The 26,024-nt window shown below is 70.7% G+C and carries 27 protein-coding genes; 19 read left to right on the forward strand and 8 right to left on the reverse strand.

Translation table 11 applies throughout. The annotated features are described in order from the left end of the window. Positions 1 to 39: 39 nt before the first annotated feature. Positions 40 to 1,473, reverse strand: coding sequence for an APC family permease (locus J1M37_RS06695; protein WP_144786348.1), 1,434 nt, complete (start codon positions 1,471 to 1,473; stop codon positions 40 to 42). A gap of 191 nt (positions 1,474 to 1,664) precedes the next feature. On the opposite strand from J1M37_RS06695, the gene J1M37_RS06700 reads away from it, so the two are divergent. Beyond that, complete coding sequence (locus tag J1M37_RS06700) at positions 1,665 to 1,976, forward strand: hypothetical protein (protein ID WP_100057717.1); 312 nt, start codon at positions 1,665 to 1,667, stop codon at positions 1,974 to 1,976. A gap of 78 nt (positions 1,977 to 2,054) precedes the next feature. Here the strand turns inward: J1M37_RS06700 and gabT are convergent, their stop codons facing one another. Then, complete coding sequence (gene gabT, locus J1M37_RS06705; RefSeq protein WP_134416943.1) at positions 2,055 to 3,377, reverse strand: 4-aminobutyrate--2-oxoglutarate transaminase; 1,323 nt, start codon at positions 3,375 to 3,377, stop codon at positions 2,055 to 2,057. 145 nt (positions 3,378 to 3,522) lie between these two features. Between gabT and J1M37_RS06710 the strand changes: the two genes are divergently transcribed. The 4 genes from J1M37_RS06710 (at position 3,523) to J1M37_RS06725 (ending at position 7,850) form a co-directional block, all read left to right on the forward strand. Further along, positions 3,523 to 4,434: a LysR family transcriptional regulator gene (locus tag J1M37_RS06710; protein ID WP_206452360.1), complete on the forward strand. Its 912-nt coding sequence runs from the start codon at positions 3,523 to 3,525 to the stop codon at positions 4,432 to 4,434. Between the two features lie 65 nt (positions 4,435 to 4,499). Further along, positions 4,500 to 5,405, forward strand: a complete 906-nt coding sequence (locus J1M37_RS06715; protein ID WP_206452361.1) for a class F sortase — start codon at positions 4,500 to 4,502, stop codon at positions 5,403 to 5,405. A gap of 122 nt (positions 5,406 to 5,527) precedes the next feature. Next, entirely contained in the window at positions 5,528 to 6,598 is a 1,071-nt protein-coding gene (locus J1M37_RS06720) for a DUF305 domain-containing protein (RefSeq protein ID WP_036338927.1), read from the forward strand. Positions 6,599 to 6,803: 205 nt separating this feature from the next. After that, the gene (locus J1M37_RS06725; protein ID WP_206452362.1) at positions 6,804 to 7,850 is read left to right on the forward strand and encodes a hypothetical protein; all 1,047 of its coding nucleotides are present in this window, start codon (positions 6,804 to 6,806) and stop codon (positions 7,848 to 7,850) included. Between the two features lie 9 nt (positions 7,851 to 7,859). Here the strand turns inward: J1M37_RS06725 and J1M37_RS06730 are convergent, their stop codons facing one another. Further along, positions 7,860 to 8,165 (reverse strand): GNAT family N-acetyltransferase, encoded by a 306-nt coding sequence (locus tag J1M37_RS06730; RefSeq protein ID WP_036338933.1) that lies wholly within the window; start codon positions 8,163 to 8,165, stop codon positions 7,860 to 7,862. A gap of 411 nt (positions 8,166 to 8,576) precedes the next feature. Here J1M37_RS06730 and nrdH point away from each other — a divergent pair, with 411 nt between their 5' ends. From nrdH to J1M37_RS06775, 9 genes are all read left to right on the forward strand, one after another. After that, entirely contained in the window at positions 8,577 to 8,822 is a 246-nt protein-coding gene (nrdH, locus tag J1M37_RS06735; protein WP_036313172.1) for a glutaredoxin-like protein NrdH, read from the forward strand. 11 nt (positions 8,823 to 8,833) lie between these two features. Next, positions 8,834 to 9,301 carry a class Ib ribonucleoside-diphosphate reductase assembly flavoprotein NrdI gene (gene nrdI, locus J1M37_RS06740; protein WP_004167610.1) on the forward strand — a complete coding sequence of 156 codons (468 nt, stop codon included), beginning with the start codon at positions 8,834 to 8,836 and terminating at the stop codon, positions 9,299 to 9,301. A gap of 47 nt (positions 9,302 to 9,348) precedes the next feature. After that, positions 9,349 to 11,475, forward strand: a complete 2,127-nt coding sequence (nrdE, locus tag J1M37_RS06745; RefSeq protein ID WP_180537555.1) for a class 1b ribonucleoside-diphosphate reductase subunit alpha — start codon at positions 9,349 to 9,351, stop codon at positions 11,473 to 11,475. A gap of 249 nt (positions 11,476 to 11,724) precedes the next feature. Continuing rightward, entirely contained in the window at positions 11,725 to 12,708 is a 984-nt protein-coding gene (gene nrdF, locus J1M37_RS06750) for a class 1b ribonucleoside-diphosphate reductase subunit beta (RefSeq protein ID WP_205810588.1), read from the forward strand. Between the two features lie 507 nt (positions 12,709 to 13,215). After that, positions 13,216 to 14,121: a MetQ/NlpA family ABC transporter substrate-binding protein gene (locus tag J1M37_RS06755; RefSeq protein WP_206452363.1), complete on the forward strand. Its 906-nt coding sequence runs from the start codon at positions 13,216 to 13,218 to the stop codon at positions 14,119 to 14,121. A 3-nt stretch (positions 14,122 to 14,124) separates the two neighbouring features. Further along, positions 14,125 to 15,219 (forward strand): methionine ABC transporter ATP-binding protein, encoded by a 1,095-nt coding sequence (locus J1M37_RS06760; RefSeq protein WP_084785995.1) that lies wholly within the window; start codon positions 14,125 to 14,127, stop codon positions 15,217 to 15,219. Further along, the gene (locus tag J1M37_RS06765; protein ID WP_061867741.1) at positions 15,216 to 15,893 is read left to right on the forward strand and encodes a methionine ABC transporter permease; all 678 of its coding nucleotides are present in this window, start codon (positions 15,216 to 15,218) and stop codon (positions 15,891 to 15,893) included. The genes J1M37_RS06760 and J1M37_RS06765 overlap by 4 nt, the downstream gene beginning before the upstream one ends. An 88-nt stretch (positions 15,894 to 15,981) precedes the next feature. Further along, positions 15,982 to 16,848 (forward strand): thioesterase family protein, encoded by an 867-nt coding sequence (locus J1M37_RS06770; protein ID WP_095695658.1) that lies wholly within the window; start codon positions 15,982 to 15,984, stop codon positions 16,846 to 16,848. Continuing rightward, complete coding sequence (locus J1M37_RS06775) at positions 16,845 to 17,615, forward strand: lipoate--protein ligase family protein (RefSeq protein ID WP_044659655.1); 771 nt, start codon at positions 16,845 to 16,847, stop codon at positions 17,613 to 17,615. Before J1M37_RS06770 ends, J1M37_RS06775 begins: the two co-directional genes overlap by 4 nt. A gap of 31 nt (positions 17,616 to 17,646) precedes the next feature. Here J1M37_RS06775 and J1M37_RS06780 read toward each other — a convergent pair whose 3' ends face one another. From J1M37_RS06780 to J1M37_RS06790, 3 genes are read right to left on the reverse strand one after another with little or no spacing between them, the layout of a single operon-like run. Beyond that, positions 17,647 to 18,267: a uridine kinase family protein gene (locus J1M37_RS06780; RefSeq protein WP_020628074.1), complete on the reverse strand. Its 621-nt coding sequence runs from the start codon at positions 18,265 to 18,267 to the stop codon at positions 17,647 to 17,649. Positions 18,268 to 18,299: 32 nt separating this feature from the next. Continuing rightward, entirely contained in the window at positions 18,300 to 18,956 is a 657-nt protein-coding gene (locus J1M37_RS06785; protein ID WP_004167600.1) for an MBL fold metallo-hydrolase, read from the reverse strand. Continuing rightward, the gene (locus J1M37_RS06790) at positions 18,956 to 20,050 is read right to left on the reverse strand and encodes an S-(hydroxymethyl)mycothiol dehydrogenase (RefSeq protein WP_065572993.1); all 1,095 of its coding nucleotides are present in this window, start codon (positions 20,048 to 20,050) and stop codon (positions 18,956 to 18,958) included. Before J1M37_RS06790 ends, J1M37_RS06785 begins: the two co-directional genes overlap by 1 nt. A gap of 205 nt (positions 20,051 to 20,255) precedes the next feature. Here J1M37_RS06790 and J1M37_RS06795 point away from each other — a divergent pair, with 205 nt between their 5' ends. The 3 genes from J1M37_RS06795 (at position 20,256) to J1M37_RS11535 (ending at position 22,770) form a co-directional block, all read left to right on the forward strand. After that, positions 20,256 to 20,492: a hypothetical protein gene (locus tag J1M37_RS06795; RefSeq protein ID WP_060973839.1), complete on the forward strand. Its 237-nt coding sequence runs from the start codon at positions 20,256 to 20,258 to the stop codon at positions 20,490 to 20,492. A gap of 1 nt (position 20,493) precedes the next feature. Beyond that, positions 20,494 to 21,315 (forward strand): SOS response-associated peptidase, encoded by an 822-nt coding sequence (locus tag J1M37_RS06800; RefSeq protein ID WP_060973840.1) that lies wholly within the window; start codon positions 20,494 to 20,496, stop codon positions 21,313 to 21,315. A gap of 240 nt (positions 21,316 to 21,555) precedes the next feature. Then, positions 21,556 to 22,770: a hypothetical protein gene (locus tag J1M37_RS11535; RefSeq protein WP_241250924.1), complete on the forward strand. Its 1,215-nt coding sequence runs from the start codon at positions 21,556 to 21,558 to the stop codon at positions 22,768 to 22,770. A gap of 68 nt (positions 22,771 to 22,838) precedes the next feature. Here J1M37_RS11535 and J1M37_RS11540 read toward each other — a convergent pair whose 3' ends face one another. Further along, positions 22,839 to 23,558, reverse strand: a complete 720-nt coding sequence (locus J1M37_RS11540) for a PKD domain-containing protein (RefSeq protein WP_247297959.1) — start codon at positions 23,556 to 23,558, stop codon at positions 22,839 to 22,841. Between the two features lie 215 nt (positions 23,559 to 23,773). After that, positions 23,774 to 24,493 (reverse strand): DUF6318 family protein, encoded by a 720-nt coding sequence (locus J1M37_RS06815; RefSeq protein WP_206452364.1) that lies wholly within the window; start codon positions 24,491 to 24,493, stop codon positions 23,774 to 23,776. 475 nt (positions 24,494 to 24,968) lie between these two features. Between J1M37_RS06815 and J1M37_RS06820 the strand changes: the two genes are divergently transcribed. Together J1M37_RS06820 and J1M37_RS06825 are read left to right on the forward strand one after the other, a co-directional pair. Continuing rightward, complete coding sequence (locus J1M37_RS06820; RefSeq protein WP_036338972.1) at positions 24,969 to 25,295, forward strand: DUF6504 family protein; 327 nt, start codon at positions 24,969 to 24,971, stop codon at positions 25,293 to 25,295. Continuing rightward, on the forward strand, positions 25,292 to 26,024 hold a 733-nt coding region (locus tag J1M37_RS06825), incomplete at its 3' end, for a PHP domain-containing protein (protein WP_206452365.1). The genes J1M37_RS06820 and J1M37_RS06825, both read left to right, overlap by 4 nt.

The following is a 26,024-nucleotide window of genomic DNA, read 5'->3' on the forward strand; positions in this document are numbered from 1 at the left end:
GGCCCGTCCGCGTCCCGCCGGCGTGGCGGGAGCGATGGGTCAGCGACGCGCCAGACGTTCCAGTAGACGCTCCTCTGCGTACTCGCCCGGGGTTATCCCGCGCGGGATGCGGAAGAGGAAGACGAAGCCGAGCAGCCACCACAGGCCGAAGAAGGCATAGGCCATCGGGGCGATGGAGGCGGGCATCCCCGGGATGTAGAGGCTGAGCAGCCCCGCTGTGAGGATCACACCGGTCACGCCCAGCACTCGCCCGGCGGTCGCGCCGCCCGCGCGGAAGGGGCGGTCCATCTCCGGCTCGCGGCGGCGCAGGAGCAGGAACACGACGCAGACCATCATGTAGGTGAACACGATGGACGGGGAGCCGGAGTCCACGAACCAGCCCAGGGCGCCCGCGCCGAAGAACGGCGCCGCGATGGAGAGCACGCCGATGAACAGCACCGCGTTCGACGGGGTCCGGTACTTCGGGTGGATGTGTCCGAACCAGCGGGGCAGCATGCCCGAGACGCCCATCGCGTAGAGCAGGCGAGCCGCGCCCATGAGCAGGGCGATCCAGGAGGTGAGGATGCCGGCCATGCCGCCCACGAGCAGCACGTTGGCCATGGCCGGGCTGTGGAACAGGGCCGCCATGGCGTCAGCCGTCACGAGGTCGGCGTTCACGAGCTGCTCACGGGGCATCGAGGACGCGTTCGTCAGGATCACCATGATGTACCAGAGGGTCGCGGCGGCCACCGAGACGATGATCATCACGCCCATGCGGCGAGGGGGCATGTTGAGCTCCTCGGCCGACTGAGGGATGACGTCGAAGCCCACGAAGAGGAACGGCACGACGACCATCACCGTGAAGAGGCCCCGGGCGTCCGTGAAGAGCGGCTCGAAGTTCGCGACGGAGCCACCCGTTCCGGCCCCGAACACCAGGAGTGCGCCGATGACGAGCAGCGTGGCGACGACGATCGTCTGCACGATGCCGGCCAGTTTGACGCCGATGTAGTTGATCCAGGTGATGACCACGGCGGCCCCGGCGCCGACCAGCGCCCAGACGAGGTAGACGTCCGAGCCGAAGGCGTTCCACAGCGGGATCGACTCGATCTCGGGCCAGATGTACGCGGCGGTGCGGGGGAGGGCGACGGCCTCGAACGCGACGATCGAGATGTATCCGCCCGTGATGCCCCACGAGCCGAGGAAGCTCCACCGCGCGCCCATGCCACGCAGCAGGTAGTGATGCTCGCCTCCGGCCTTCGGGATCGCTGCGACGAGCTCGGCGTACACCAGCGCGACGACGGTCATGATCAGGCCGCCGGAGACGATCGCGATGATCGAGCCCATGGTGCCGGCGTCCTTGAGCCAGCCGCCCACGAGGACGACCCAGCCGAAGCCGATCATGGCGCCGAAGCCCATGGCGTAGGCGTCGAGCGACGAGAGGGTCTTCTTGAGACCCGGCCCTGTCGCGGGCGGGGAGGAGGTCACGTGGCTCATGCAGCCCCCTTTCTCGGGGGTGGGGAAGTGATGACCGCCATATTCTCCCCGATCGTCGGCCGGGGCCGTCTCCGTCAGTGACGCGCCTGTCACACAGCGGGTTCTAGGCTGGCGCGCCCTTGTCCCTTCATCCGGGGCGTGGCCATCATGGACCGGATCCCCGTCGAGAACTGCAGAATCGAGAATGTCTGATGTACCCCACCCCGATTACCTTCGACGTGGCGCGCGCCGGCCGCGCTCTCGCCCAGGTCAGTGTCCGCACCCTGGCCACCGCGGCAGGCCTCGAGAAGGAGCAGCTGCGCCGCTTCGAGAAGGGGCTGGCCGACCTGCGGGTGGACGAGCGTCTGCGTCTGGAGAAGGCCCTGCGGAAGTACGGCGTCGGGCTGGTCCCGGAGGACGAGTTCGGCGGCACGGGGGTCCGCCGGATCTTCACCGCCGAGAAGTCCCGGCGCCTCGAGGCCCTGGAGAACGAAGGCGGCCCCGCGTACGAGGACGACATCTGAGTCCTCCGCCGACAGGCGGACGGCCCCGCATCCCGGGCAGGGATGCGGGGCCGTCGTCGGTCCGCCGGTGGCGGGGGCTCAGGCGGACTGCAGCGCCTTCGTGACCTCGCTCAGGCCCTCCTTGAGGAGGTCTTCACCGATGGTCAGCGGCGGCAGGAAGCGGACGACGTTGCCGTAGGTGCCGCAGGTGAGCAGGATGACGCCGGTGGCGCGCACGGCCGCGGCCACGGTGGCGGTCAGCGTCGCGTCCGGCTCGCCGGTGGCGGGGTCCACGAACTCGATCGCCATCATCGCGCCGCGGCCGCGGACCTCGGCGATGCGGTCGTCGGCGTTCTGCGCGAAGTGCTCGCGGATGACCTGCTCGATCCGGCGGGCCTTCTCCAGGAGACCGTCCTCCTCGACGGCCTCGAACACGGCGAGCGCCGCCGCCGTGGCGACGGGGTTGCCGCCGTAGGTGCCCCCGAGGCCGCCCGGGTGCACGGAGTCCATCACCTCGGCGCGGCCGGTGACGCCGGAGAGCGGCATGCCGCCGGCGATGCCCTTGGCGGTCGCCATCAGGTCCGGCTCGATGCCCTCGGTCTCGGAGGCGAACCAGGCGCCGGTGCGGGCGATGCCGGACTGGACCTCGTCCGCGATGAACAGGACGTCGTTGGCCTTGCACCACTCGACCACGGCCGGCAGGAAGCCCTCGGCCGGGACGATGAAGCCGCCCTCGCCCTGGATCGGCTCCATGATCACGGCGGCCAGGTTGTCGGCACCGATCTGCTTCTCCAGCGCGGAGATGGCGCGCTGCGCGGCCTCGGCGCCGGACAGGCCGTCCCGCAGCGGGTAGGAGCCGGGCACGCGGTAGATCTCGGGGGCGAACGGTCCGAAGCTGTGCTTGTAGGGCATGGACTTGGCGGTCAGCGCCATCGTCAGGGTGGTGCGGCCGTGGTAGGCGTGGTCGAACGCGGCCACGGCCTGCTTGCCGGTGTAGGCGCGGGCCACCTTGACGGCGTTCTCCACGGCCTCGGCGCCGGAGTTGAACAGGGCGGTGCGGGTCTCGCCGGGGATCGGGCTGGTGCGGTCCAGCTGCTCGGCCACGGCCACGTAGCCCTCGTAGGGCGTGATCATGAACGAGGTGTGGGTGAACTGCGCGACCTGCTCCTGGACGGCGGCCACGACGCGCGGGTGGGAGGCGCCCACGGAGGTGACGGCGATGCCGGAGGCCAGGTCGATCAGGCGGTTGCCGTCCACGTCCTCGAGGATGCCGCCCGCGGCGCGGGCCGCGTACACCGGCATGGTGGTGGCCACGCCGGCTGGGACGGCGCGCTTCTGGCGCTCGGCGAGCTCACGGGAGCGTGGGCCGGGCAGCTCGGTGGCCAGATGGCGGGTCTGCTCGAGGTCGGGGGTGGCGGTCATGGGGATGCCTCCTGGGGACGGCTCACGGGGAGCGTGGACGACGGGTGGGCACGACGACGACGCGTCGGGCCGCGTCCTCCCATGGTGGGGTATCGACTCCATGCCGTCCAGTGATGATCCGGCATGGCGGCTATGCTCATCCGGCATGGAGGAGAAACTGCTCAGGGCCTTCGTCACGGTGGCCGAGGTCGGCACGGTCTCGGGGGCCGCGATCCGCCTGGATCTCGTGCAGTCCGCGCTCAGTCGGCAGCTGCAGCGGCTTCAGCGTGAGCTGCGCCTGCCCCTGTTCGCCCGGGTCGGTGGCCGGCTCGAGCTGACGACGGCCGGCGAGGCGTTCCTCCCGGTGGCGCGCGAGGTCCTCGTCGCCCATCGACGGGCGGAGCAGGCGGCCCGCGCGCTCGCCTCCGGTCGGCTCACGGACGTGGCCGTGGCCGCGCCGGGCACCACCCTCATCGACGTCGTGCTGCCGTTCGTGGCCACCTTCGGGGAGGAGGACCCGCGCCCGCGCGTCGCGGAGACCCAGCTGGACGACTCGCTGCTCGACGCCGTCGCGCGGCACGACCTCGTGGTGATGCCGACGGTTCCGCCGCCCTCCGTCGCGTCGCTGCCGCTGATGGACCTGCCGGTCTGGGCGTACGTCGCCCCGGGCCACCCCTGGGCGGGCCGGACGCGGGTGTCCCTCGACGACCTCGTGGCCCAGCCGGTCGTCGCGCCCGCCCGCACCTTCATGGCGCGGCGCGTCCTCGACGGCGCCGTGGCCGTGGCGGGCCTCACGCCGCCGGCTCTCACCGAGGCGAACTCCGGGCGGGTGGCCCAGGCCCTGGTCGCGACGGGGGCGGGCGTCGCCGTCGTCACCGAGGACCCGGCCTTCGAGCTGACGCCGGTGCGGGTCATCGCGCAGGGGCGGGCGCTCGCGGTGCAACTGCACGCGGCGTGGCGGGAGGACCACTTCGCCACCGCGACGCTGGAGAAGATCGCCCGTCGGCTGCAGGCCTTCGTCCGGGACCGCTATGCCGAGCCCGGAGACGACGCGCCGGGCCGAGGCCGGAGCGCGTGAGACCATGCCGTCGTCGGACGCGGCCCCGGGCGGGCCGGGTCGATGCACACGAGGGGAGAACCCGGATGAACACCACCGTCCGACGCGCCCTGTGGGTGGTCCTGTTGCTGCTGTGCCTGAGCCTCGTGTTCCTCGCGCTGCGCGGGGTGCTGGCGGTCGGCGCCGTGCCGATCAGCGCTGCCCCCACCCTCAGCGCCACGGCGTCCGCGACCCCGTCGCCGTCGCCGTCGCCGTCCTCGGCACGCTTCACGCCCAGCCCCGCAACGACGGCCACCCCGACCCCGACGCCGAGCCCGTCCTCGGCGTCACCCACGCGGGAGGCGGCGGTTCCCGTCGAGACCCAGGAGCTCGCCGGCACACCCACGCCGTCCGAGGAGCCGACCCCCACCGAGGAGCCGGCGCCGTCCGAGGAGCCGGCACCGTCCGAGGAGCCGACCCCCGCCGCGGCCGCCCACCTCTCCGGCCTCGCCGCCCCGTGGGACGAGGTCACGGCGACGCCCGTGCACGTGGACGTCCACCAGGACGGCGAGCAGATCGTCGGAGCGGGGATCGACCTGACGCAGTTGGATGAGGGCGGCGACCTGGACCCGGAGCCGCAGACGGTCGGCTGGTACGGTCCGCCGCAGTGGGGCACCACGCCGGGGGAGCGGTCCCGGTACGCGGGGGTCCTGGCCGGGCACGTCGTCTACTACGGCGTGCGGGACGTGTTCTGGAACCTGGGCGACGTGCGGGCGGGCGCCGTCGTCGTGGTGACGTACGACGACGGCACGCAGGCCGCCTTCGAGGCGGACGCGGACGCGGTCTCGGTGGAGAAGGAGGCGCTCACCCAGGATCCGGCGCACCGCTGGGCATGGGAGCCCGGGGGCGACGACGCGAAGGTCACGCTGATCACGTGCGACCTCGTGCCGGGCACCGGGATGGCCGGGAACGCCTTCAACAACTGGGTGGTGCAGGCCACCCGCGTCGCCTGAGGCCGCGGCGACCCCGGGGCCGGGAGGCCGGAGGGGTACCCTGGGGAGGCCGGGGCGGCCGACCGCGTCGGACCGCCCTTGACCCCGTGACCGGGTGACGACCGCCGAGAGGACCTGCGCCCATGAGCCGAGCCGACATCGCCCCCGCCCGCGTGCACCCCCGCCGCTGGAGCGTGGCCGTCGGAGGGGCGCTCCTGAGCATCACCCTGGCCACCGGCGGCTGCAGCGTCGCCGAGGAGCCCGGACAGACCGGTGGCACGGAGGCGGGGAACACCTACCTGGAGGGCGTGCTGGCCAGCCCCAGCCAGACGTCCGCCGACCCGCTCGCGGCGGACATCCAGTTCGCGGGTCTGCTGCTGCGCAACCACCGCGACGCGATCCAGCAGTCCGATCAGGTGCTGGGCAAGGACGGCGTGGACCAGGAGATCCGGGCCACCGCCGAACGGATGAAGTCCGAGCACGAGGAGCGGGCGGGCCGGCTCGAGTCGATGCTCGAGGGCTGGGGCGTCCCCTCGGATGACGTGCGCGGTGCGGGTGCCGAGGCGACCCCGTCTGCGCAGCCCGAGTCCACGGAGGACGCGGAGCCGGCGGAGATCGTGGGCGACGAGCTGCGCGCCGGACTCCTGTCCGACCGGGAGAAGAACGTGCTGGCCGCCGCCGAGCCGGAGGAGGCAGGACGGATCTACCTGCTCCAGATGCGCCGCCTCTATCAGGGCGCGCTGACGATCTCCGCCACGGAGGCGGAGGACGGCTCGGACGACGCGGCGAAGGAGCTGGCCTCCAGCGTGGTCGAGGGCCACCGCAAGGAGCTGGAGAGCTTGGCCGCGACGCTCGCGGAGATGGGCGTGATCGGGTCGAGCGGGGCGCGCACGGCGGAACCGTCCGGGTTCACCGGCCCCATCAAGATCGAGGGCACCGGCGCCGACGGCGGCTCCGTCCCCTCGGACTTCGTCCCGGAGCCGCTGCAGCGGGTGCGCAACTTCCGCGCCACCCAGAAGCCGGTGCTGCCGTCGTCGAGCTCGCCCAGTTCCTCCAGCGCGTCGGGCTCCGCCAGCGCGTCCGGCCGGGACGCCGAGGACCAGCGGGGGCGGGACACCGCATCGGCGAGCCCGTCGCCCAGCCCGGCCGACACGGCGCAGGCCACCCCGCGCCCCTCCTCCGGGGCAAGCCCCTCGCCCAGCGCATCCCGCTGACACACCGGCCGGCCGGGCGGCCCGATCCGCATCGCGCGTCGCCGTGACCGAGTCGATAGCGCTTCGTCACCGGATGGTGACCCGCCTCACGTCCGTGCGGCGTAGATTCGTGCCGACGCGGCGAGTGCGGCATCCGGTCGACCTCGGGCGTCCGAGCCGGAGAACCCTTCGGCCCGTCGCAGCACCGCACCCCTGGAGGAGCACGATGCGCACCGCCCGACCGACCCGCCTTGCCGCCGCCCTGGGCGCCGGCGTCCTTCTCACCGGCCTGGGGGCGACCCCTGCCCTCGCCTCACCCGCCCACCCCGCTGGATGGACCGCCGAGCACGGCCTGCCCGGCGGATCCTTCCTCGTGGCCGGCGCGGAGGGTGAGACCGGTGCCTCCTTCGGCACCGAGTTCGAGGTGGACGAGTCCGACGTCCGCCTGACGGTGGCTCCGGTGCTGGAGGGGGAGGCCCGCGGCGCCGAGACCGAGGTCCCGTTCACGTACGACGACGAGTTGGAGCGCGGTGACTTCGACGTCGCCGCGGCCCGGCGGAGCCTGGGCGAGTCGGGGACCGGTCCCGTCGTCTACACCCTCTACGTCCTGGGCGGCGAGGTGGCCGCCCTCACCTACGGTCCGGACGCCGACCTCACCGACGCTGACCCGGGCGAGCCGCTGCGCGCCGACCAGCGTCATGAGCTCGGCTTCCACATGCTCCCCACCGCCTGGGACACCACCCTGCTCGCGGCGCCGGGGGAGCGACACGTGTTCATCTCCTCGTACACGGGCGATGAGGCGGCGCCGCTGACGCTCGTCGCGGGCCCGGCCGAGGGTCGGGTCGTCGAGGTGACGGAGGAGGAGACCGGCGGGCCGCGCGGCTACGTGTACCAGGCGCCCGAGGGCTTCACCGGATCCGACACCGTCACCCTGCGGGCCACGAGGGACGGCGTGACGACGACGCGGACGGTGACCGTGCGGTTCGGCGATCCCCGCGTGGACCTCTACGACTGGGAGAACGGGCGGATCCCGGGGTTCGTGACCTTCCCCGTGGCCGGTCTGTTCGACGCACCGGCTCCGGGCCAGCCGGCCGATCACGACACCCCCACCTCGCCGGCGGGGCCCGAGACCCCCGCGGAGCCGGCCGAGGGCGAGCACACGGTGCCGGACGCGGTCGAGACCGGGCGTGGTCTCGGGGCGTGGCCCGCCGCGCTCGTGGTGCTGGCCGCCGGCGTCCTGGCCGTGGTGCGCCGGCACCGCGTCGCGGCCTGACCGCGCCGGTCAGCGGGGCGCGAGCAGCGCGCTCTTCTCCGGGTGCTCGTCGAACCACTGGGCGACGTACCAGCACATCGGCACGATGCGGCGGCCCCCTGCGGGGCCGCCGTTCGTCGCGATGTCCTCGACGGCGCCCGCGGTCAGCGCGGCGGCGTGGCCCCGGCCGCGGTGCACCGGGATGGTGAACGCGCGGTTCAGGGAGACGGCCGCGCCGTTGTCCCGGAAGTCGAGGACGGCGAGCAGTGTGCCGCCGTCGTGGAGCTCGTAGCGGGACTCGGCGTCATTGCGGGTGACGGTGGGGGAGGTGCTCATGCCGGGGCAACCCCCGGTGGTCACGGGGTATTCCGACGCCGGCCGGCGGCGGGCTCCTACATGTAGTGGTCCGCGGGGGCCGGACACGCCGCTCGCGGACGTGGCGAACCCGACTTTCCGGCTGTGGGAACCCGGCCCCGAGATCTCCACCGGCTGTGGACAGTCGACCTCGGTCCCGGCGTGTCCCGCATGTCCGCGCGGATCGTCTCGCACAGCAGGGTGTGGACAGGATGGGCAGAGGGTGGGGATACGTAACTACAGCGGTGTGACTACTACATGTAGGGATGGTTCCCGGCTGTGATCACTAGATGTAGTATCGACGCAGATGTTCGGCACGCCCCGTGATTCACCTCGCGGGCGCCGCGCCGACACCCGCAGACCACCAGAGACCACGAAGGAACAGGGATCGCCATGACCGTCACCGTGTACACCAAGCCGGCCTGCGTGCAGTGCAACGCCACCTACCGTGCACTGGACAAGAAGGGCATCGCCTACGAGGTCGTGGACATGTCCCAGGACCCCGCCGCCCTCGAGCGCGTCCGTGCCCTCGGCTTCATGCAGGCCCCCGTCGTCGTCACCGAGACCGACTCCTGGTCCGGCTTCCGCCCGGACAAGATCGCCGAGCTCGCCGAGTCCGCCGCGGCATCGGTGGCCTGACCGGAGTCGACATGACCGTCGCCGCGGACCCGAGCCACATCCGCTCGGCCGAGGCGCAGGGGCTCGTCCCCACCGACGCGGGACTGATCTACTTCTCCTCCGCCTCCAACTACACGCACCGCTTCGTCGAGAAGCTCGAGCTGCCCGAGGACCGGGTGGCTCGACTGCCGTTGATCACCCGGGAGCCCACCCTCGGGGCCACCGCCCCGTACGTCCTGATGACCCCCACCTACGGCGGGGGCAGCGGGCCGGGCGCGGTCCCGAAGCAGGTGATCAAGTTCCTCAACGTCCCGGAGAACCGTCACTGGATTCGGGGTGTGATCGCGTCCGGGAACACCAACTTCCATGAGGGCTACTGCCTGGCCGGCTACATCATCTCCCGCAAGTGCCAGGTGCCCCTCATGTACAAATTCGAGCTGATGGGCACGCCCGACGACGTCGAACGCGTCCGCGGCGGCCTGGAAGGACTGTGGACATGACCACCACCGCACCCACCGAGGCGGACCTCATCCGCCAGGCGAAGAACATGCCCGCCGAGTGGCAGAACCTCGGCTACCACGAGCTCAACGCCATGCTGAACCTCTACGGCGCCGACGGTCGCATCCAGTTCGAGGCCGACCACGCGGCCGCGCGCCAGTACTTCCTGCAGCATGTCAACACCAACACGGTGTTCTTCCACGACCTGGAGGAGAAGCTCGACTACCTGCAGAAGAACGACTACTACGAGACCGAGACGTTCGAGCAGTACCCCTTCGAGTTCATCCGAGGCCTGTTCGACCGTGCCTACAAGGCCAAGTTCCGCTTCCCGACCTTCCTCGGCGCGTTCAAGTTCTACACCTCGTACGCCCTGAAGACCTTCGACGGCAAGCGCTACCTCGAGCGCTACGAGGACCGCGTCGCCGTCGTCGCCCTCCACCTGGCCCGGGGCGACCAGGAGCTGGCCACCCACCTGGTGGACGAGATGATCGCCGGCCGCTTCCAGCCGGCCACCCCCACGTTCCTCAACTCGGGCAAGAAGCAGCGCGGTGAGCTCGTCTCCTGCTTCCTGCTGCGCATCGAGGACAACATGGAGTCGATCGCCCGCGGCATCAACTCCGCCCTGCAGCTGTCCAAGCGCGGCGGCGGGGTGGCCCTCTCGCTGACCAACATCCGCGAGCACGGCGCGCCCATCAAGCAGATCGAGAACCAGTCCTCCGGCGTCATCCCCGTGATGAAGCTCCTCGAGGACTCCTTCTCCTACGCCAACCAGCTCGGCGCGCGCCAGGGCGCCGGAGCGGTGTACCTCAACGCGCACCACCCGGACATCCACCGCTTCCTCGACACCAAGCGCGAGAACGCGGACGAGAAGATCCGCATCAAGACCCTCTCCCTCGGCGTCGTGATCCCGGACATCACGTTCCAGCTGGCGAAGAAGAACGAGGACATGTACCTGTTCTCGCCGTACGACGTCGAGCGTGTCTACGGGGTGCCGTTCTCCGAGATCTCCGTGACCGAGAAGTACTACGAGATGGTCGACGACGCGCGGATCAAGAAGACCAAGATCAACGCGCGCGAGTTCTTCCAGACCATCGCCGAGATCCAGTTCGAGTCCGGCTACCCGTACGTCGTGTTCGAGGACACCGTGAACGCCGCGAACCCGATCAAGGGCCGCATCACCATGTCCAACCTGTGCTCCGAGATCCTGCAGGTCTCCGAGGCCTCCGAGTACAACGAGGACCTGAGCTACGCCCACGTGGGCCAGGACATCTCCTGCAACCTCGGCTCGATGAACATCGCCAAGACCATGGACTCGCCGGACTTCGGCCGGTCCGTGGAGACCGCGATCCGTGCGCTGACGGCCGTGTCGGTCATGTCCGACATCCAGTCGGTGCCGTCCATCGCCAAGGGCAACGCGGCCTCCCACGCCATCGGCCTGGGGCAGATGAACCTCCACGGCTACCTGGCGCGCGAGCGCGTCCACTACGGCTCGGAGGAGGGCATCGACTTCACGAACATGTACTTCTACGCGGTGCTGTTCCACGCGCTGCGGGCCTCGAACCGGATCGCGATCGAGACCGGCCAGCGGTTCGGCGGGTTCGAGGACTCGAAGTACGCCTCGGGGGAGTTCTTCGACAAGTACACGGACCAGGAGTGGGCGCCCGCCACCGAGCGCGTCGCCGAGCTGTTCGCCGAGGCCGGCATCGCCCTGCCCACGCAGGACGACTGGCGTGAGCTGAAGGCCTCCGTCATGGAGCACGGCATCTTCAACCGCAACCTGCAGGCCGTCCCGCCGACGGGCTCGATCTCCTACATCAACAACTCGACCTCCTCGATCCACCCGGTGGCCTCGAAGATCGAGATCCGCAAGGAGGGCAAGCTCGGCCGCGTGTACTACCCGGCGCCGTACCTCACCAACGAGAACCTCGAGTACTACGAGGACGCGTACGAGATCGGCTACGAGAAGATCATCGACACGTACGCCGCGGCGACGCAGCACGTGGACCAGGGCCTGTCCCTGACGCTGTTCTTCAAGGACACGGCCACCACCCGTGACCTGAACCGCGCGCAGATCTACGCGTGGACGAAGGGCATCAAGACGATCTACTACATCCGCCTGCGCCAGCTCGCGCTGGAGGGTACCGAGGTCGAGGGCTGCGTCAGCTGCATGCTCTGACAGCCAGCCCTTCGAGGCGGGAAATCCGGCGTATTCCGCGCTTCTGAGCGCAGGTGCGCTCGATTTCCCGCCTCGAAGTGGGGCGGCGCGCACGGACGGACGGGGCGGGCCCACGACGTCGTGAGCCCGGACCCGCCCGAGTGGCTGCCGCTGCCCCTGCGGGCCTAGACTGTCCCGGACCCGCGCCCCGATGACCGTGCTCCCGAGAGCCCCCGGAATCCGCGGATTCTCAACGAATTCTTCTGAAGGATGTGCCCTGCCGTGACCGAGACCCAGCAGTCCCACCTCGTCGAGGCGATCAACTGGAACCGCATTCAGGACGAGAAGGACGTGGAGGTGTGGAACCGCCTCGTCAACAACTTCTGGCTGCCGGAGAAGGTGCCGCTGTCCAACGACGTCCAGTCCTGGTCCCACCTCACGGACGAGGAGCGACTGCTCTCCATGCGCGTGTTCACGGGCCTGACGCTGCTGGACACGATCCAGGGCACCGTGGGCGCCGTCTCCCTCATCCCGGACGCCATGACCCCGCACGAGGAGGCCGTCCTCACGAACATCGCGTTCATGGAGTCGGTGCACGCGAAGTCGTACTCCTCGATCTTCTCCACGCTGGCCTCCACCCCGGAGATCGACGAGGCGTTCCGCTGGTCCCGTGAGAACCGGAACCTGCAGGCCAAGGCCGGCCTGATCGTGGAGCGCTATGACGGCCAGGACCCGTACAAGAAGAAGATCGCCTCCACCCTGCTCGAGTCCTTCCTCTTCTACTCGGGCTTCTACTGGCCCATGTACCTCTCCGCGCACGCCCGCCTCACCAACACCGCCGACCTGATCCGCCTGATCATCCGCGACGAGGCCGTGCACGGGTACTACATCGGCTACAAGTACCAGCGGAGCATCGAGACCCTGCCGGAGGAGAAGCGGGAGGAGCTCAAGGCCTTCACCTTCGAGCTGCTGTTCGAGCTGTACGAGAACGAAGTCGAGTACACCCATGACCTCTACGACGCCGTCGGCCTGGCCGAGGACGTGAAGAAGTTCCTGCACTACAACGCGAACAAGGCGCTGATGAACCTGGGCTACGAGCCCATGTTCCCGGCCGAGACCACGAACGTGAACCCCGCCATCCTCTCCGCGCTCTCCCCGAACTCGGACGAGAACCACGACTTCTTCTCCGGCTCCGGCTCCTCCTACGTGATCGGCAAGGCCGAGAACACCGAGGACGAGGACTGGGACTTCTGATCCCGTCCGCCTGAGCCCCGTCCCGACGACGGCCGGTCGCCTCCCCGCGGAGGCGCCCGGCCGTCGTCGTCCCGCGAGAGGCATCACACGTCGGCCCCGGGCCCCGCAGTATGACGCTGCGCGTCACCGCCCTGCCCGATGGAGTGCACACGCTGCGATAGGCTTGGGCCCAGCTTCAGGAGAAGCGGCTGTGGACCCCGCCTCGGCGGGTCCACGTGGTCCCACGACGAGCCGCTCGCCAACCCCATGTTCACGGGTGGCAACGGACCGAGAAGCGGCCCGCCTCCGCTGCGCGCAGACCCCTCGAGGGGAGCCCGCGGTGACTGGGGGACGGGCAAGAGCAGCGTTCGAAAGGATCCCGGCCTCCGGCTCGGGGCGTCTCTCGCCCCCGCCCGCCGTGCTGTGCCCCGCGGGGAACCACCCACCGCACGGCCCACCCCGCACCGTTCCGCACCCGCCGTGCCCACCCGCGCCGGCGGCCTCGCACCGTCCTCCAAGGAGAACCCCATGACGACCCCCTCGAACATCTCCCGCCGCTCCTTCGCCGGCCTGTCCCTGGCCGCTGTCGGCGCGTTCGCCCTGACCGCCTGCAACTCGCAGGCCGAGAAGAAGGGCGACGACGGCGCCCAGACCGTGCGCATCGGCGTCGTGTCCGAGAACGAGACGCACCGCGCCCTGGTGAAGCTCGCCAAGGAGAAGCACGGCATCGACGTCGAGATCCGCAACTTCACCGAGTACACGCAGCCGAACCCGGCGCTGGACAACGGCGACATCGACATGAACTGGTTCCAGCACATCGCCTACCTGGCCGACTACAACCAGGCCTCCGGCAAGGACCTGACGCTGATCGGGACCACCGAGATCATCCCGCTGCCCCTGTACTCCAAGAAGTACAAAGACGTCTCCGAGTTCAAGAAGGGCGACACCGTCGCCATCCCGAACGACACCGTGAACCAGGCCCGCGCCATCAACGTGCTCGTCGCCGCCGGCCTGTTGAAGCTGTCCAACGAGACCATCCGCCCGGAGCCGAAGGACATCGACGAGGCCGCCTCCACCGTGAAGGTCCAGACCGTGGCCGCCCAGCAGACCGTGAACGCGCTCGAGTCCGTCCAGGGCGCGGTCATCAACAACACCTTCTCGGCCGACGCCGGCATCGACACGAACACCGCCCTGTTCAAGGACGATCCCAAGGACGACTCCGCCAAGCCGTACGTCAACGGCTTCGCCGTGCGTCGCGAGGACCGCGACAACGAGACCTACAAGAAGATCGCGGCGCTGTACCACGAGCAGCCCGTGCTGGATGAGTCCGCGAAGCTCTCCTCCGACACGAGCGTGCCGGTGCAGCTCGACACCGCCCAGATCGACGAGACCCTGAAGCAGTACCAGGACGCGATCGCGAAGCAGGACGCCTGATCCATGGCAGGTTCCCATACGTCCGACCGTGACGCGGTCACCCCGGGGCGCCCCTCCGCGGGCGCCCCGGGGGAGCCGGTCATCGTCTTCGACCACGTCAGCCGCGTCTACGCCGCCAAGAAGGGTGCCGGTGTGAAGGCCGTGGACGACGTCTCGCTCGCCGTGAACCGCGGCGAGGTCTTCGGCGTCATCGGCTTCTCCGGCGCCGGCAAGTCCACCCTGATCCGCATGATCAACGGGCTGGAGAAGCCGACGTCGGGCACCGTCACGGTGCTGGGCCAGCAGGTCTCCCACCTGTCCGAGGCGAAGCTGCGTCCGCTGCGCACCCGCATCGGCATGGTGTTCCAGCAGTTCAACCTGCTGACCTCCCGCACGGTGGCCGGGAACATCGAGTTCGCCCTGGACACGGCCGGCTGGCCGCGGTCCAAACGCCGCGCTCGCGTGGCGGAGCTGCTCGAGTTCGTCGGCCTGGCGGACAAGGCCAAGCACTACCCGGAGCAGCTCTCGGGCGGCCAGAAGCAGCGCGTCGGCATCGCTCGCGCCCTGGCCGCCGAGCCGGAGATCCTGCTCGCAGACGAGGCCACCAGCGCCCTGGATCCCTCGACGACGCACGAGGTGCTCTCCGTGCTGCGCCGCGTCAACGAGGAGCTCGGGGTCACGATCGTGGCCATCACCCACGAGATGGAGGTCATCCGCTCGATCGCCGACCGTGTCGCCGTGATGGACAGCGGCCGCGTGGTGGAGTCCGGCAAGGTCTACGACCTCTTCTCTCGGCCCGCCCACTCCGCCGACGCCGCGTCCTTCGTGGCCACGGCGCTCAAGGACCGGCCGAATGCCGAGGAGGTGGCCCGCATCCGGGCGCGCACCGAGGGTCGGCTGATCATGGTCTCGCTCAAGGACGCCGCCGCGGTGTCGGCCGTGCTCGGCACCGCGTCGACGCGCGGCGTCGGCTTCGAGATCGCCCACGGCGGCATGTCCGCCACCAAGGACTCCGCGTACGGCCTGCTCACCGTGGCGCTCACGGGTGAGCCCGCCGCGGTGGACGCGTTCGTCGCGGACCTGGCCGGCGCCGGGGACGTGCAGGAGGTGCAGCAGTGATCGACCGTTTCCAGAACCTCGACTGGGGGTACTACGGCCCCGAACTCCTGACCGCCGTGGGGGACACCCTCTACATGGTCGGCTGGGCGTTCGTCATCGGCGGCGTCCTCGGCCTGCTGGTCGGGCTCCTCCTCTACACCACGCGCCCGGGCGGCATCTTCGCCAACCGCGCCGTCTACCTGGTCACGAACTTCATCGTGAACCTCATCCGGCCCATCCCGTTCGTCATCCTCATCGCCGCCCTGCAGCCGCTGACCATCGCGGTGCTCGGCACCGGCATCGGCAACACCGCCGTGGTGTTCTGCATGATCTGGGCGTCCACGTTCGGCATCGCCCGCATCGTGGAGCAGAACCTCGTCTCCCTCGACCCCGGCGTGATCGAGGCCGCCCGCGCGATGGGCGCCTCACGCATGCGGATCGTGCGCACCGTGGTGCTGCCCGAGGCCCTCGGCCCGCTGATCCTCGGCTTCACATTCGTGATCATCTCGCTCGTGGACATGTCCGCCATGGCGGGCATCATCGGCGGCGGCGGCGTCGGCAACTTCGCCATCGTGGAGGGCTACAACCGGTTCCGTCCGGAGGTCACCTGGCTGGCCGTCGTCGTGGTGATCGTGTTCGTCCAGGCGCTGCAGCTGATCGGCAACGGCATCGCCCGCAAGGTCATGCGCCGCTGAACCCCGGCTCGGCCCACGCCGTGACGGCCGGTGACATCCCCGCGGGGACGTCACCGGCCGTCGTCGTCGTTCTGGCAGACTTCGGCCCATGACCGACATCACCTCCACCCCCGCGACCTCCGTCGCCGACGATCCCCTGGCCTTCTACGTCCGCCTCGGCGAGCCCACCGTGGACGCCGACGGCGTCCGCACCTCCCGCGTGCGCTCCACCGTGCACGCCCAGGGCGCATGGCGGGAAGAGGAGATGCACATGGCCGCCGTCTCGGGCCTGCTGCTGCACGAGGTCGCCGCGCACGAGACCACCCCCGGGCTGCGGGTGGGACGGCTCTCCTACGACATCCTGGGCACGCTCTGGTCGGGCGAGCTCGAGGTGGTCACGCGCACCCTGCGTCCGGGCCGCACCATCGAGCTCGTCGAGTCCGTGCTCCACGCCCGGGGCCGCACCGTGCTGACCCTGCGCGCCTGGCTGCTGTCCACCTCGGACACCTCCGCCGTCGCCCAGCTGCCGGACGAGCCCCTCCCGCCGCGCTCGCAGGCGCAGTCGCACAACGCGCTCCACGGATGGGGAGGCGGGTACATCGCCTCCCTCGACGGCGTCGTCCTGCCCGGCCACGGGCCGGGCCACGGCCGGGTGTGGCTCACCACGGACCGCGAGATGGTGGCGGGGGAGAGCACGAGCGACCTGGTGCGCCTGATCAGCCTCACCGATGCGGCCAACGGGATCGCCCCCGCCCTGCCGGCGAAGCCGGGCGGGTGGTTCTTCCCCAACGTGGACCTGCAGATCCACCTGTACCGCGAGCCCACCGGCCACTGGCTCGGCCTCGCGGGGCAGGTCACGGTGGGCCCGGACGGCGTGGGCCTGACCAGCACCGTCCTCCACGACGACGACGGCCCCTTCGCCCACGTCGAGCAGACCCTCACCCTGCGCTCCTGGCCGGTCGAGGGCGGCCTGTGAGCCCAGCTCCCCGGCTGCGCTGGGCCGTGCAGGAGCGGACCCTCGGGGCCGCTGAAGACCTCGACTGGGCCATGGGCGAGCTGGCCGTCTTCCGCGCCGCCGCGGCCGAGGGAAGGGCCCTCGACGATCTGATCCGCGTCTACGTGCCCGAACCGACGGTCGCGTTCGGCCAGCGCGACGCGCGGCTGCCCGGTTTCGCGGCCGCGGCTGCGGCGGCCCGGGCCCACGGCTTCGCGCCGGTGGTGCGCCGGGCCGGCGGGCGGGCGGCGGCCTACCATCACGGCTGCCTGGTGGTGGACCACCTGAGCCAGCAGGAGGACGCGGCACTCACCCAGCAGGCCCGGTTCGCCGAGTTCGCCGACCTGTTCGTGCGGGCGTTCGCGCGCATGGACGTGCCCGCCTCCGTGGGCGAGATCCCGGGGGAGTACTGCCCGGGTGAGTTCTCCGTGCAGGGTCCTGCGCCGACCTACCCGGTGAAGCTGGCCGGCTCCGCGCAGCGCGTGGTGAAGGGGGCGTTCCTGTTCTCCACCCACGTGGTGGTGTCCGACCCCGCCCCGCTGCGGGCCGTGCTCGTCGACGTCTACCGGGAGCTCGGCCTGGACATGGACCCCCGCACGGCGGGCGCGGCCGAGGACGTGCGTCCCGGGGTGAGCGTCCCCGCGTTCGCCGTGGCCCTGCGGGAGGAGTACACGGCGTGGGCCGCCGCCGCCGGGCTCGAGGTCGTGGACGAGCAACTCGCCGTCCTCGGCGCGGGCACCGCCGGCTGAGGGCACGGGCGGCCCGGCTGCGGGCGGCCCGTCAGGCCGTGAGATCCGCGATGATCTCCCGCTTGCGTCGCGGGGTGAAGCCGGCCGCCACGGCCGCCGCCCGGCGCGCCGCGTCCGTCCGGTACAGGGACCAGCCCCGCTGCACGAGGAACGGCACCGGCTTGCGGCGTTCGGCGACGTCGCGCACGAACCGGCGGGCCGCCGTCGTGGTCCGCGCCTGGTCGATGTACCAGGCCGCGTAGCGGACCCTGGCCCGGTCCAGGGCGGCGGGCATGCGCTCAGCGAAGATGCCCTCCGCCACGATCACCCCGCCCGGCTCGAGCGCGACGGTGCTGTGCCCGCGGACGGAGGACGTGGAGATGTCGTAGTCGGGCACGCGCGTGGCGCCCTCCTCGAGCAGTTCGACGACGGCGTCCACGGCCGCCTGCTCATCCCACGTTCCGGGGTGGTCCCAGTCGATCTCACCGTAGGGGGTGCGCGGGAACACGGGGCCGGGCCCGCCCGCGGCGCCGTCGTCGGACTGCGGACGGTAGAACGCATCGAGCGAGAGGTGGGGCCGGCCGTGCCGCCGGGCCAGGTAGGACTTGCCGGAGCCCGACGCGCCGCCGAGCAGGATCACGGAGGGAGGGGGCGAGGCGGGGAGGATGGTCACGGGGGACCATTCTTCCCCACCTCGGCGCGTCCTCAGTGGCCGCGGTCGATCCACTCCTGCAGGTGCGGCTTCTCCGTGCCGATTGTGGTGGAGTCGCCGTGGCCGGTGTGGACCACGGTGGCCTCCGGCAGCGGGAACAGGCGCTCGCGGATGGACTCGATGATCGTGTCGAAGTCCGAGTACGAGCGGCCGGTGGCGCCGGGCCCGCCCTGGAACAGGGTGTCGCCGGAGAACACGACGCCGGTCGGGGCGCCGTCGTCGCCGGCCTCGCCCAGGGCGGGGGCGTACAGGCAGACCGAGCCGGGGGAGTGCCCGGGGGTGTGCAGCACCCGCAGCTCGACGCCGGCCACGCGCAGGACGTCGCCCTCGGCGAGCGCGCCGTCGGGCTCCTCGTCGGGGAAGACGTCGTCCCAGAGCATGCGGTCTGCGGGGTGGAGCAGCACGGGGGCGTCCACCATCTGGCGGAACTCCTGGACCTGGCGGATGTGGTCGTCGTGGCCGTGGGTGAGGACGATGGCCAGCACCTGGCGGCCGTTCACCTTCTTCCAGACGGCCGAGGCGTCATGGGCCGGGTCGATGACGACGCACTGCTCCGCGCCGCCGACGATCCACACGTTGTTGTCCACGTCGAACGTCTCCCCGTCCAGGGAGAACGTGCCGGAGGTGACCAGGTGATCGATGCGCGCCATCAGAGCACCACCACCGAGCGCAGGACGTCGCCGGACTTCATCGTCTCGAAGGCCTCGTTCACCTCGTCCAGGGCGATGGTTTCCGTGACGAACTCGTCCAGCGGCAGGCGGCCCAGGCGGTACTGGTCCACGAGCATGGGGAAGTCGCGCTCCGGCAGGCAGTCGCCGTACCACGAGGACTTCAGCGCGCCGCCGCGGCCGAACACCTCCGGCAGGGGCAGCTTCAGCTCCATGCCGGGGGTGGGCACGCCCACCAGGACGACGCGGCCGGCCAGGTCCCGGGCGTAGAACGCCTGCTCGTAGGTCTCCGGGCGGCCGACCGCCTCGATGACCACGTCGGCGCCGAAGCCGCCGGTCGCCGCGCGGATGGCCTCCACGGGGTCCTCGTCCTTCGAGTTCACGGTGTGGGTGGCGCCGAGCTCCTCAGCCTTGGCGAGCTTCTTGGCGTCGATGTCCACCGCGATGATCGTGGTGGCGCCGGCGAGCTTCGCCCCGGCGATCGCGGCCACGCCGACGCCGCCGCAGCCGATCACGGCCACGGACTCGCCGCGCTTGACCTCGCCGGTGTTGATGGCCGCGCCGATGCCGGCCATGATCCCGCAGCCGAGCAGGCCGACCGCGGCCTGTTCCTCGGGAGTGTCGACGCCGTCGACCTGGGTGCACTGCTTGGCGTGGACGAGCGTCTTGTCCGCGAACGCCCCGATGCCCAGGGCCGGGGACAGCTCCGTGCCGTCCTCGAGGGTCATCTTCTGGGTCGCGTTGTGGGTGTTGAAGCAGTACTTCGGTTCGCCCTTGCGGCACGCGCGGCACTCGCCGCACACGGCGCGCCAGTTGAGGATCACGGTGTCGCCGACCTTGACGTGGTCGACGCCCTCGCCGATCGCGGAGACCACACCCGTGGCCTCGTGGCCGAGCAGGTACGGGTACTCGTCGCCGATCCCGCCCTGCTGGTAGTGCAGATCCGTGTGGCAGACGCCGCAGGTCTTGATGTCGACGACGGCCTCGCCGGGTCCCGGATCGGGGATGACGATGGTCTCGATGGTGACGGGGGCGTCCTTCGCCATGGCGACGACGCCGCGGACCTTCTGGGACACGTTGTTCCTCCTGGTGGTGGGGATCTGCCCGATGCCGCGCATGCGTGGGGCGGCGCGACGTGCGGGCTCGTTCTGCCCATCCCATCACAGGTGTCTGTGCGACGCATCGGTGAGCAGCCGGGGGGCCTGGTGTGTGGTGTCGCCGCGGCGGCCAGGGGAGACTGCAACCTGACCCGCAGCACCGATGTGAACGGAGGGGCGAACCGTGGCACGACATGGCAGAGACGAGGACGAGGCGCACGAGGCTCCGGCCGGTGCCGACACGCTCGCGCAGTGGCGCATCCCGCTGGTGGGGCTGCTGATCGGCGTCGGCCTGGGGGTGGTGTTCGGACTGGGCACCGAGAGGCCCTGGGGCACTGTGCTCGGCTGCGCGATGATGGGCTTCGCCCTCGGCATCGCGTGGATGTATGTCGAGCGTGGCCGGGACGGGAGGGACCGCTGACGTGTGCGGCCGCTACGTGATGGCCCGCGCCACGAGCGACCTGGTGGCCCTGGGCGATGCCGAGACGAATGAGGAGCTGGTGCTGCGCCAGAGCTGGAACGTGGCGCCGACAGCCGAGGTGCCGATCCTCGTGGCGCACGCGGACGACGGCGGTGCCGGGGTGACCCGGCGGATCCACGTGGCCCGCTGGGGCCTGGTGCCGCCGTGGGCGAAGGGGCTGTCCGTGGGGTCCCGTGCGTTCAACGCGCGCTCGGAGACCGTGGCCTCCAAGCCGACGTTCCGGGCCGCCGTCCGCGCCCGCCGCTGCGCTGTGCCGGTGGAGGGCTACTACGAGTGGAAGACGCCGGAGCCTGGCGCCAAGGGCCCCGACGGGCGGGCCGCGAAGAAGCAGCCCTACTACGTGCACCCGGCCGGGGCCGGGGACGGCGAGGGGCCGGTCATCTGGTTCGCCGGCCTGTACGAGTGGTGGCAGGACCCCGAGGCCCAGGCCGCGGGGGAGGACGCCTGGGTCCTCTCGACGACGATCCTCACCATGGCCGCACCCGACGCGGACGACGACGAGCCGGTGCTCGCCGCACTCGGCCAGCTGCACGACCGGATGCCCGTGCCCATGGACGCCGAGACGATGGACCGGTGGCTCGCCCCGGACACGCTCGGGTCTGCCGAAGAAGCTGACGCCCTCGTGGGCGAGGTGTGCGCCGGCGCGTACGACGTCGCGGCGGGCTGGTCGCTGCGGCCCGTGGGGAGCGCCGTGGGGAACGTCCGGAACAACGGGCCGGAGCTGACCCAAGAGATGAGAGAGCAGCAGGGAACGCTGCTCTGAAGGACGGGGCGACGGGGATGACCTGCCCGTGAGACGCGGGAACGCGGTGCCGCGGCATCGTGACCGGATCGAGACGGATCCGAGACCGTTCTGAACTCCCCCTGAGAATGGGCTCTGCGTAGCGTGGGTGTCACCGGGCCGGTATGAGCGCCGCATCTTTTGGAGGGGTGCCACGGTGAGGCCGGTGAACCGCAGTCCGTCACCCGAGCCCGCGTGGCCATTCACCAGGAGCGTCCTGCCATGATGTCGTCCCCGTCCTCGTTCAAGGTGTCCACCCGCCCGTTCGTCCCGACCACCCGCCCCGCCCGTCTCGCCGCCGCCGCGATCCTGACCGTGAGTCTCTTCGCCGGGGCCGCGCCCGCCGTCGCCGTGGAAGAGGCGGGACCCACCGTCTCCGAGGGGGTGTGTGACTGCGCGTGGGGCCCGGAGCCGGCGCCCGGCCCGGGCTTCGAGCTGCCTGACCTGGCCTCCCGCTGGACTCCCGAGCAGGGCATCCGTTCCGGCACGTTCCGCCAGATGGTGCCGGGCCTCGTCGTCATGGAGGGCTTCTTCGACCTGCGTCAGGACCAGATCGCGCTCACCGTCGCCCCGTACAGCATGGAGACCGGCCACGGTGACCAGGTGGCCGTCCCGTTGGTGTACGACGACGTCTACTCAGACCTCGGTGCGGTGCGCGTGGCGGATGCGCGGGCGCTGCTCGGCGAGGCCGGAGACGGTCATCTCCTGTTCACCCTGTCCGTGGACGGTACCCCGGTGGCCGCCGCCCTCTATGACGAGGCCGCCGGCACTCCGGAGGGCAACATAGGCCCCTCTGCCGGACTCGTCTACGCGTGGGGCGAGCACAGCCTGGCCGACCCCGTGTTCGGGGACTACCCCGAGCGGTTCCTCACGCTGGAGCACGCCGAGTCGGGCGTGCTGCTGCCGTTCCGGTCCGAAGGCCTGGGCGACGACGCGGCGGTCGCGGAACTCTCGTGGGGTCCGCGCTGGGGTGCCCTCTGGCGCGACACCACGGTGGACTCCTTCACCGGGTTTCACTACCTCGCCGACGCGACATACCCGACCGACGACCGCCTCGTCCTCGACTGGTCGCTGGACGGGATGACCAAGAGTGAGGACGTCATCATCACCCAGGACGCGGCGCGGTCCGACGTCTTCGCGCTCGTCGAGTTGCTCGCGGACGGGCAGAAGCCCCGGGCCCTGAACGTGCCGGCGGGGGAGGACGCCCCGTCTCCCGGCGAGGCGGACCCGGTGCCGCCCGCCGAGCAGGAGCCCGTCGACACTCCGGCGCCCGTGGCCGGGGAGGAGCCGGGAGAAGGAACGGGCGGGGAGGAGACCCACACGACCCCGGACACGGTCGAGACCGGGCGTGAGGTTCCGGCGGGCGTGCTCGGAGCACTCGCGGCCCTCGGCGCGGGACTCGTGCTCATGGCCCGGGGGCGGGTGCGCCGGGTCTGACACACCCGGCCGACGAGGGGGCCGCGGGGCGGTGGACGGGAGACCGTCGGCCGCCCCGCGGTCCGTCCTCAGCCGGCCGGGGCGGATTCGATGGGGCCGGCGCAGCCCCAGGCTGAAGAGTCGACGCTGCAGTCATCGGCGACATTGCGGGTGATGGTGCGCCAGATGTTCGCGGTGACGGGGGCCGAGTCGAGGCTGATGGTGCCCGGGATGAGCACCCACTCGCCCCCGGCCTCCCGGTATTCGCCGATGTAGACGGTGGTGAGGCGGACCGTGTACTGCCCGGTGTCCTCGTACACGTGGCTCGTGGGGGTGGGGACGTTGAACTCCGGCTGGCTCTGGCCTGCGACCGAGGTGGTCTTGGTGGGGGACCCGTCCCCGTAATCCCAGTGGAAGCTCACCGGCGTGGCGCGGAGTTCGACCTCGACCCCGTTGAGGGTGGTGACGAGCGTGCGCGTCTCGGCGTCTGCGTAGAAGTTCGTCTCCGCATTGCGGATCCCGCGTCCGCCGTTGTCCGACCGGATCTCAGGCTCCAGCACGAGGAGCGTGCGGACCTCGTCGATGGAGACGGGCGGGGCGCCGTTGCTGGAGGCCTTGGCCGTCCAACATTTGGGGGCGCCATAGACGGGATTCGCATCAGGTTGACGGGTGTCTATGGTCTGCGCCCGGATCCATGAACCCTCGGGGCAGAAGTTGTCCTCCTGCTCTCGGCAGCTCTCGAAATCCGAGTTGCCGAGCTGCCCTGGGATGCACGCACTGACCGTCTTGTGCTCTAGGTGGGATGCCACGGGAGCCGACGAGTTTGCACCGTCTGTTCCAGGTGAAGAAATCTCCGACGGATCGGTGCAATTTACTTCAGACTTCACGGCGTTGTCGCCTATTCCATAGGAATTTCCCTGGGTGCCACATTTGACTACGGGTTCTTCGGAGGCGGCGGGCTGTGCAGTAAGGAGCAGGGAGGTAAGAGCGAAACCGCACAGGAAAAGCCTAGGTTTCATGCTGGTCATCCGGCTGGAGACTCGAGCGTCATGCTGTCTACGACCCAATGTCCAAGGTCACTTGAGTAGGAAAGTTCTGCAATCCACGGACTTTCAGGTGAGGCTGAAACCTCTCCGCCGGGAAGAATTTTTCCCTTGGAGTCACGGGCAGTCTCAGGGCTCAGATCGATGAGAAGTGTTGCTATATATCCGTCTGTAGATGGCTGGGTCGCCATGGAGGTGATGCTTGGGCCGTCGCCAGACATCCATCCGTCGTTCTCATATAGACCTGTCATTGACTGCTTGTACTGCTCGCAAAATTTGCAAGTCTTGCCTGATACCTCTTGCAGAGGTTGGGGCTCACCCGTCTGCTGCAGGAAATAAGTCGCCTCCCAGAAATAGCGAATCGCCGCCTCGGCGCCCTCCTTGGTCTCTTCCTTCATGGCGGCGGGCATCTTCGGCTTGGGTACGTTCTGAGCGGGACCGTCGGCAGACGCAGGCACGTATTCGCCGGACCCGCTCGTCTTGGCCGCGGGGGATGAGCTGACGCCCGCGGTCTCGCTCGTGCTCGCGGGCGCGGACGTCTCGACGGCGGGCTTGGCGGACGAGGGCGACGTCGTCGACGACTCGGCGGGCTCGGACTGTCCGCCGCAGGCGGTCAGTGTGAGCGCCAAGGCCACGCTGAGCGTGCCCGCCTGGGCGAATCGGTGGCGGCGCAGGGCGCGCCCGGGTGCGGTGAGAGACATTTCCCCTCCAACTGGACGTCCGTCGTGTGTCCGCGCCTCCCGCGCTGATCCCGCAGCGCGGTGCCCGTGGCATGCGAGGCCCGGTTGGTTCGGAGTATACGCAGACGGATTGTGGTCCTGCTCGCATTGTCCACAGGACCGTGCCGGCGCACTTCTTCCGGCCCAAGAGACGATTTTCTCGTGCGTGTGCGCCCCAAGGTCGGGTTTGAGGCCTACGGCCAGGACTCGGCCAGCCGGCCTCACGAAAAGGGCGTTCCCGGCCTCGCCCGTCTCGGGGCGATGCGTCCTTAACGTGTCCGGCGGGCGCCCTACCTTCGCACACATCGCATTCGAACACGTGTTCGAGTACGATCGGGGGTGCGGCCCCACCTTCCCACTTCTTCCCCGCGTCCGGTCCGCCGGACGGGCCGCGCTCCCATCGCCCGACGGCACCCCGTCGTCGGTCCGGTCAGCAGTGCACAGGGAGAGAAGCAGAATGGGAGTCCTCACACAGTCGGTGGCGGTGGAGTGCGGGGCAGACGGTACCCCGCAGGGGCTGCGCTGGAACGGGCGGGACTACGTCCTCGCAGAGCGCCCCGTGCGCTGGTTCGAGCGGCGCCGCTGGTGGGCGGAGGAGGTCCGCGCGGAGAAGGGCCGCGGCGCCGGTCTCGTCGACCACGAGATGTGGCGGCTGCAGGTCCGCCTGGCCCGGGCCGGCGCCGCGCCCCTGCAGACCCTCGACGTCGCCCACCACCTGGACTCCGGCCGGTGGCGGCTCGTGCGCGTCCACGAGCACGCCCAGGACCTGAGGCGGTCGGCATGAGCCAGGCCGCCGCGGCCGGACGCACCGCCGCACCCTTCGCCCACCTGCACGTCGCCTCCGCGTTCAGCGCCCACTATGGGGTCAGCTGGCCCGAGGACCTCGTGGCCGCCGCCGCGGCCGCGGACATGGACCTGCTGGCCTGCACCGACCGGGACGGGCTCTACGGCATGGCCAAGCACGTGGGCGCCTGCCTGCGCCACGGCATCACCCCGATCGTGGGCGTGGACCTGGCCGTCCGGTGGAGCGAGGACGAGAACGCCGGCCGCGTGGTCGTGCTCGCCCGAGGAGGCTGTCATGGCTCCGGCTACCGCTCCCTGTGCGAGCTCGTCTCCGCCGCCCACGCCCGCACCACCGGGGGAGCGGCAGGCGGCAGCCCGTGGGCCAGCGTCGCCGAGCTCGCCGCCGCGGCGGCCGGCCTCGCCGCCCTGCGCCGCTGGAAGGCGGCCCTGCCCGCAGGCAGCCCCCACGCCGACGTCGTCACGCATCTCTCCGCCCCCGGCCGGCGCCTCGACACCGGGCACGCCGTGAAGACCCTCCGCGCCGCCCGCCAGGCCCGTATCCCCGCCGTCCTGACCAACGCCGTGCGCTACGCGGCCCCGGACGGTGCCGCCACCGCGGACGTCCTCGACGCCGTCCGCGCCCTCAGCTCCCTCGACGCCCTCCACGACCTGCAGCCCAACGGGCAGGGCTGGCTCAAGTCCACCGCCGCCATGCACCGCATCGCCCACG

It is taken from the genome of Micrococcus sp. KRD012 (genome assembly GCF_017168555.1).
In the GTDB taxonomy this organism is placed as follows: domain Bacteria; phylum Actinomycetota; class Actinomycetes; order Actinomycetales; family Micrococcaceae; genus Micrococcus; species Micrococcus luteus.

Bases quoted from the DNA above. Each gene is read 5' to 3' on its own strand.
- J1M37_RS06695 (WP_144786348.1), bottom strand. From the start codon at position 1,473: ATGAGCCACGTGACCTCCTCCCCGCCCGCGACAGGGCCGGGTCTCAAG.
- J1M37_RS06700 (WP_100057717.1), top strand. From the start codon at position 1,665: ATGTACCCCACCCCGATTACCTTCGACGTGGCGCGCGCCGGCCGCGCT.
- gabT (WP_134416943.1), bottom strand. From the start codon at position 3,377: ATGACCGCCACCCCCGACCTCGAGCAGACCCGCCATCTGGCCACCGAG.
- J1M37_RS06710 (WP_206452360.1), top strand. From the start codon at position 3,523: ATGGAGGAGAAACTGCTCAGGGCCTTCGTCACGGTGGCCGAGGTCGGC.
- J1M37_RS06715 (WP_206452361.1), top strand. From the start codon at position 4,500: ATGAACACCACCGTCCGACGCGCCCTGTGGGTGGTCCTGTTGCTGCTG.
- J1M37_RS06720 (WP_036338927.1), top strand. From the start codon at position 5,528: ATGAGCCGAGCCGACATCGCCCCCGCCCGCGTGCACCCCCGCCGCTGG.
- J1M37_RS06725 (WP_206452362.1), top strand. From the start codon at position 6,804: ATGCGCACCGCCCGACCGACCCGCCTTGCCGCCGCCCTGGGCGCCGGC.
- J1M37_RS06730 (WP_036338933.1), bottom strand. From the start codon at position 8,165: ATGAGCACCTCCCCCACCGTCACCCGCAATGACGCCGAGTCCCGCTAC.
- nrdH (WP_036313172.1), top strand. From the start codon at position 8,577: ATGACCGTCACCGTGTACACCAAGCCGGCCTGCGTGCAGTGCAACGCC.
- nrdI (WP_004167610.1), top strand. From the start codon at position 8,834: ATGACCGTCGCCGCGGACCCGAGCCACATCCGCTCGGCCGAGGCGCAG.
- nrdE (WP_180537555.1), top strand. From the start codon at position 9,349: ATGCCCGCCGAGTGGCAGAACCTCGGCTACCACGAGCTCAACGCCATG.
- nrdF (WP_205810588.1), top strand. From the start codon at position 11,725: ATGTGCCCTGCCGTGACCGAGACCCAGCAGTCCCACCTCGTCGAGGCG.
- J1M37_RS06755 (WP_206452363.1), top strand. From the start codon at position 13,216: ATGACGACCCCCTCGAACATCTCCCGCCGCTCCTTCGCCGGCCTGTCC.
- J1M37_RS06760 (WP_084785995.1), top strand. From the start codon at position 14,125: ATGGCAGGTTCCCATACGTCCGACCGTGACGCGGTCACCCCGGGGCGC.
- J1M37_RS06770 (WP_095695658.1), top strand. From the start codon at position 15,982: ATGACCGACATCACCTCCACCCCCGCGACCTCCGTCGCCGACGATCCC.
- J1M37_RS06785 (WP_004167600.1), bottom strand. From the start codon at position 18,956: ATGGCGCGCATCGATCACCTGGTCACCTCCGGCACGTTCTCCCTGGAC.
- J1M37_RS11535 (WP_241250924.1), top strand. From the start codon at position 21,556: ATGATGTCGTCCCCGTCCTCGTTCAAGGTGTCCACCCGCCCGTTCGTC.
- J1M37_RS06815 (WP_206452364.1), bottom strand. From the start codon at position 24,493: ATGTCTCTCACCGCACCCGGGCGCGCCCTGCGCCGCCACCGATTCGCC.
- J1M37_RS06820 (WP_036338972.1), top strand. From the start codon at position 24,969: ATGGGAGTCCTCACACAGTCGGTGGCGGTGGAGTGCGGGGCAGACGGT.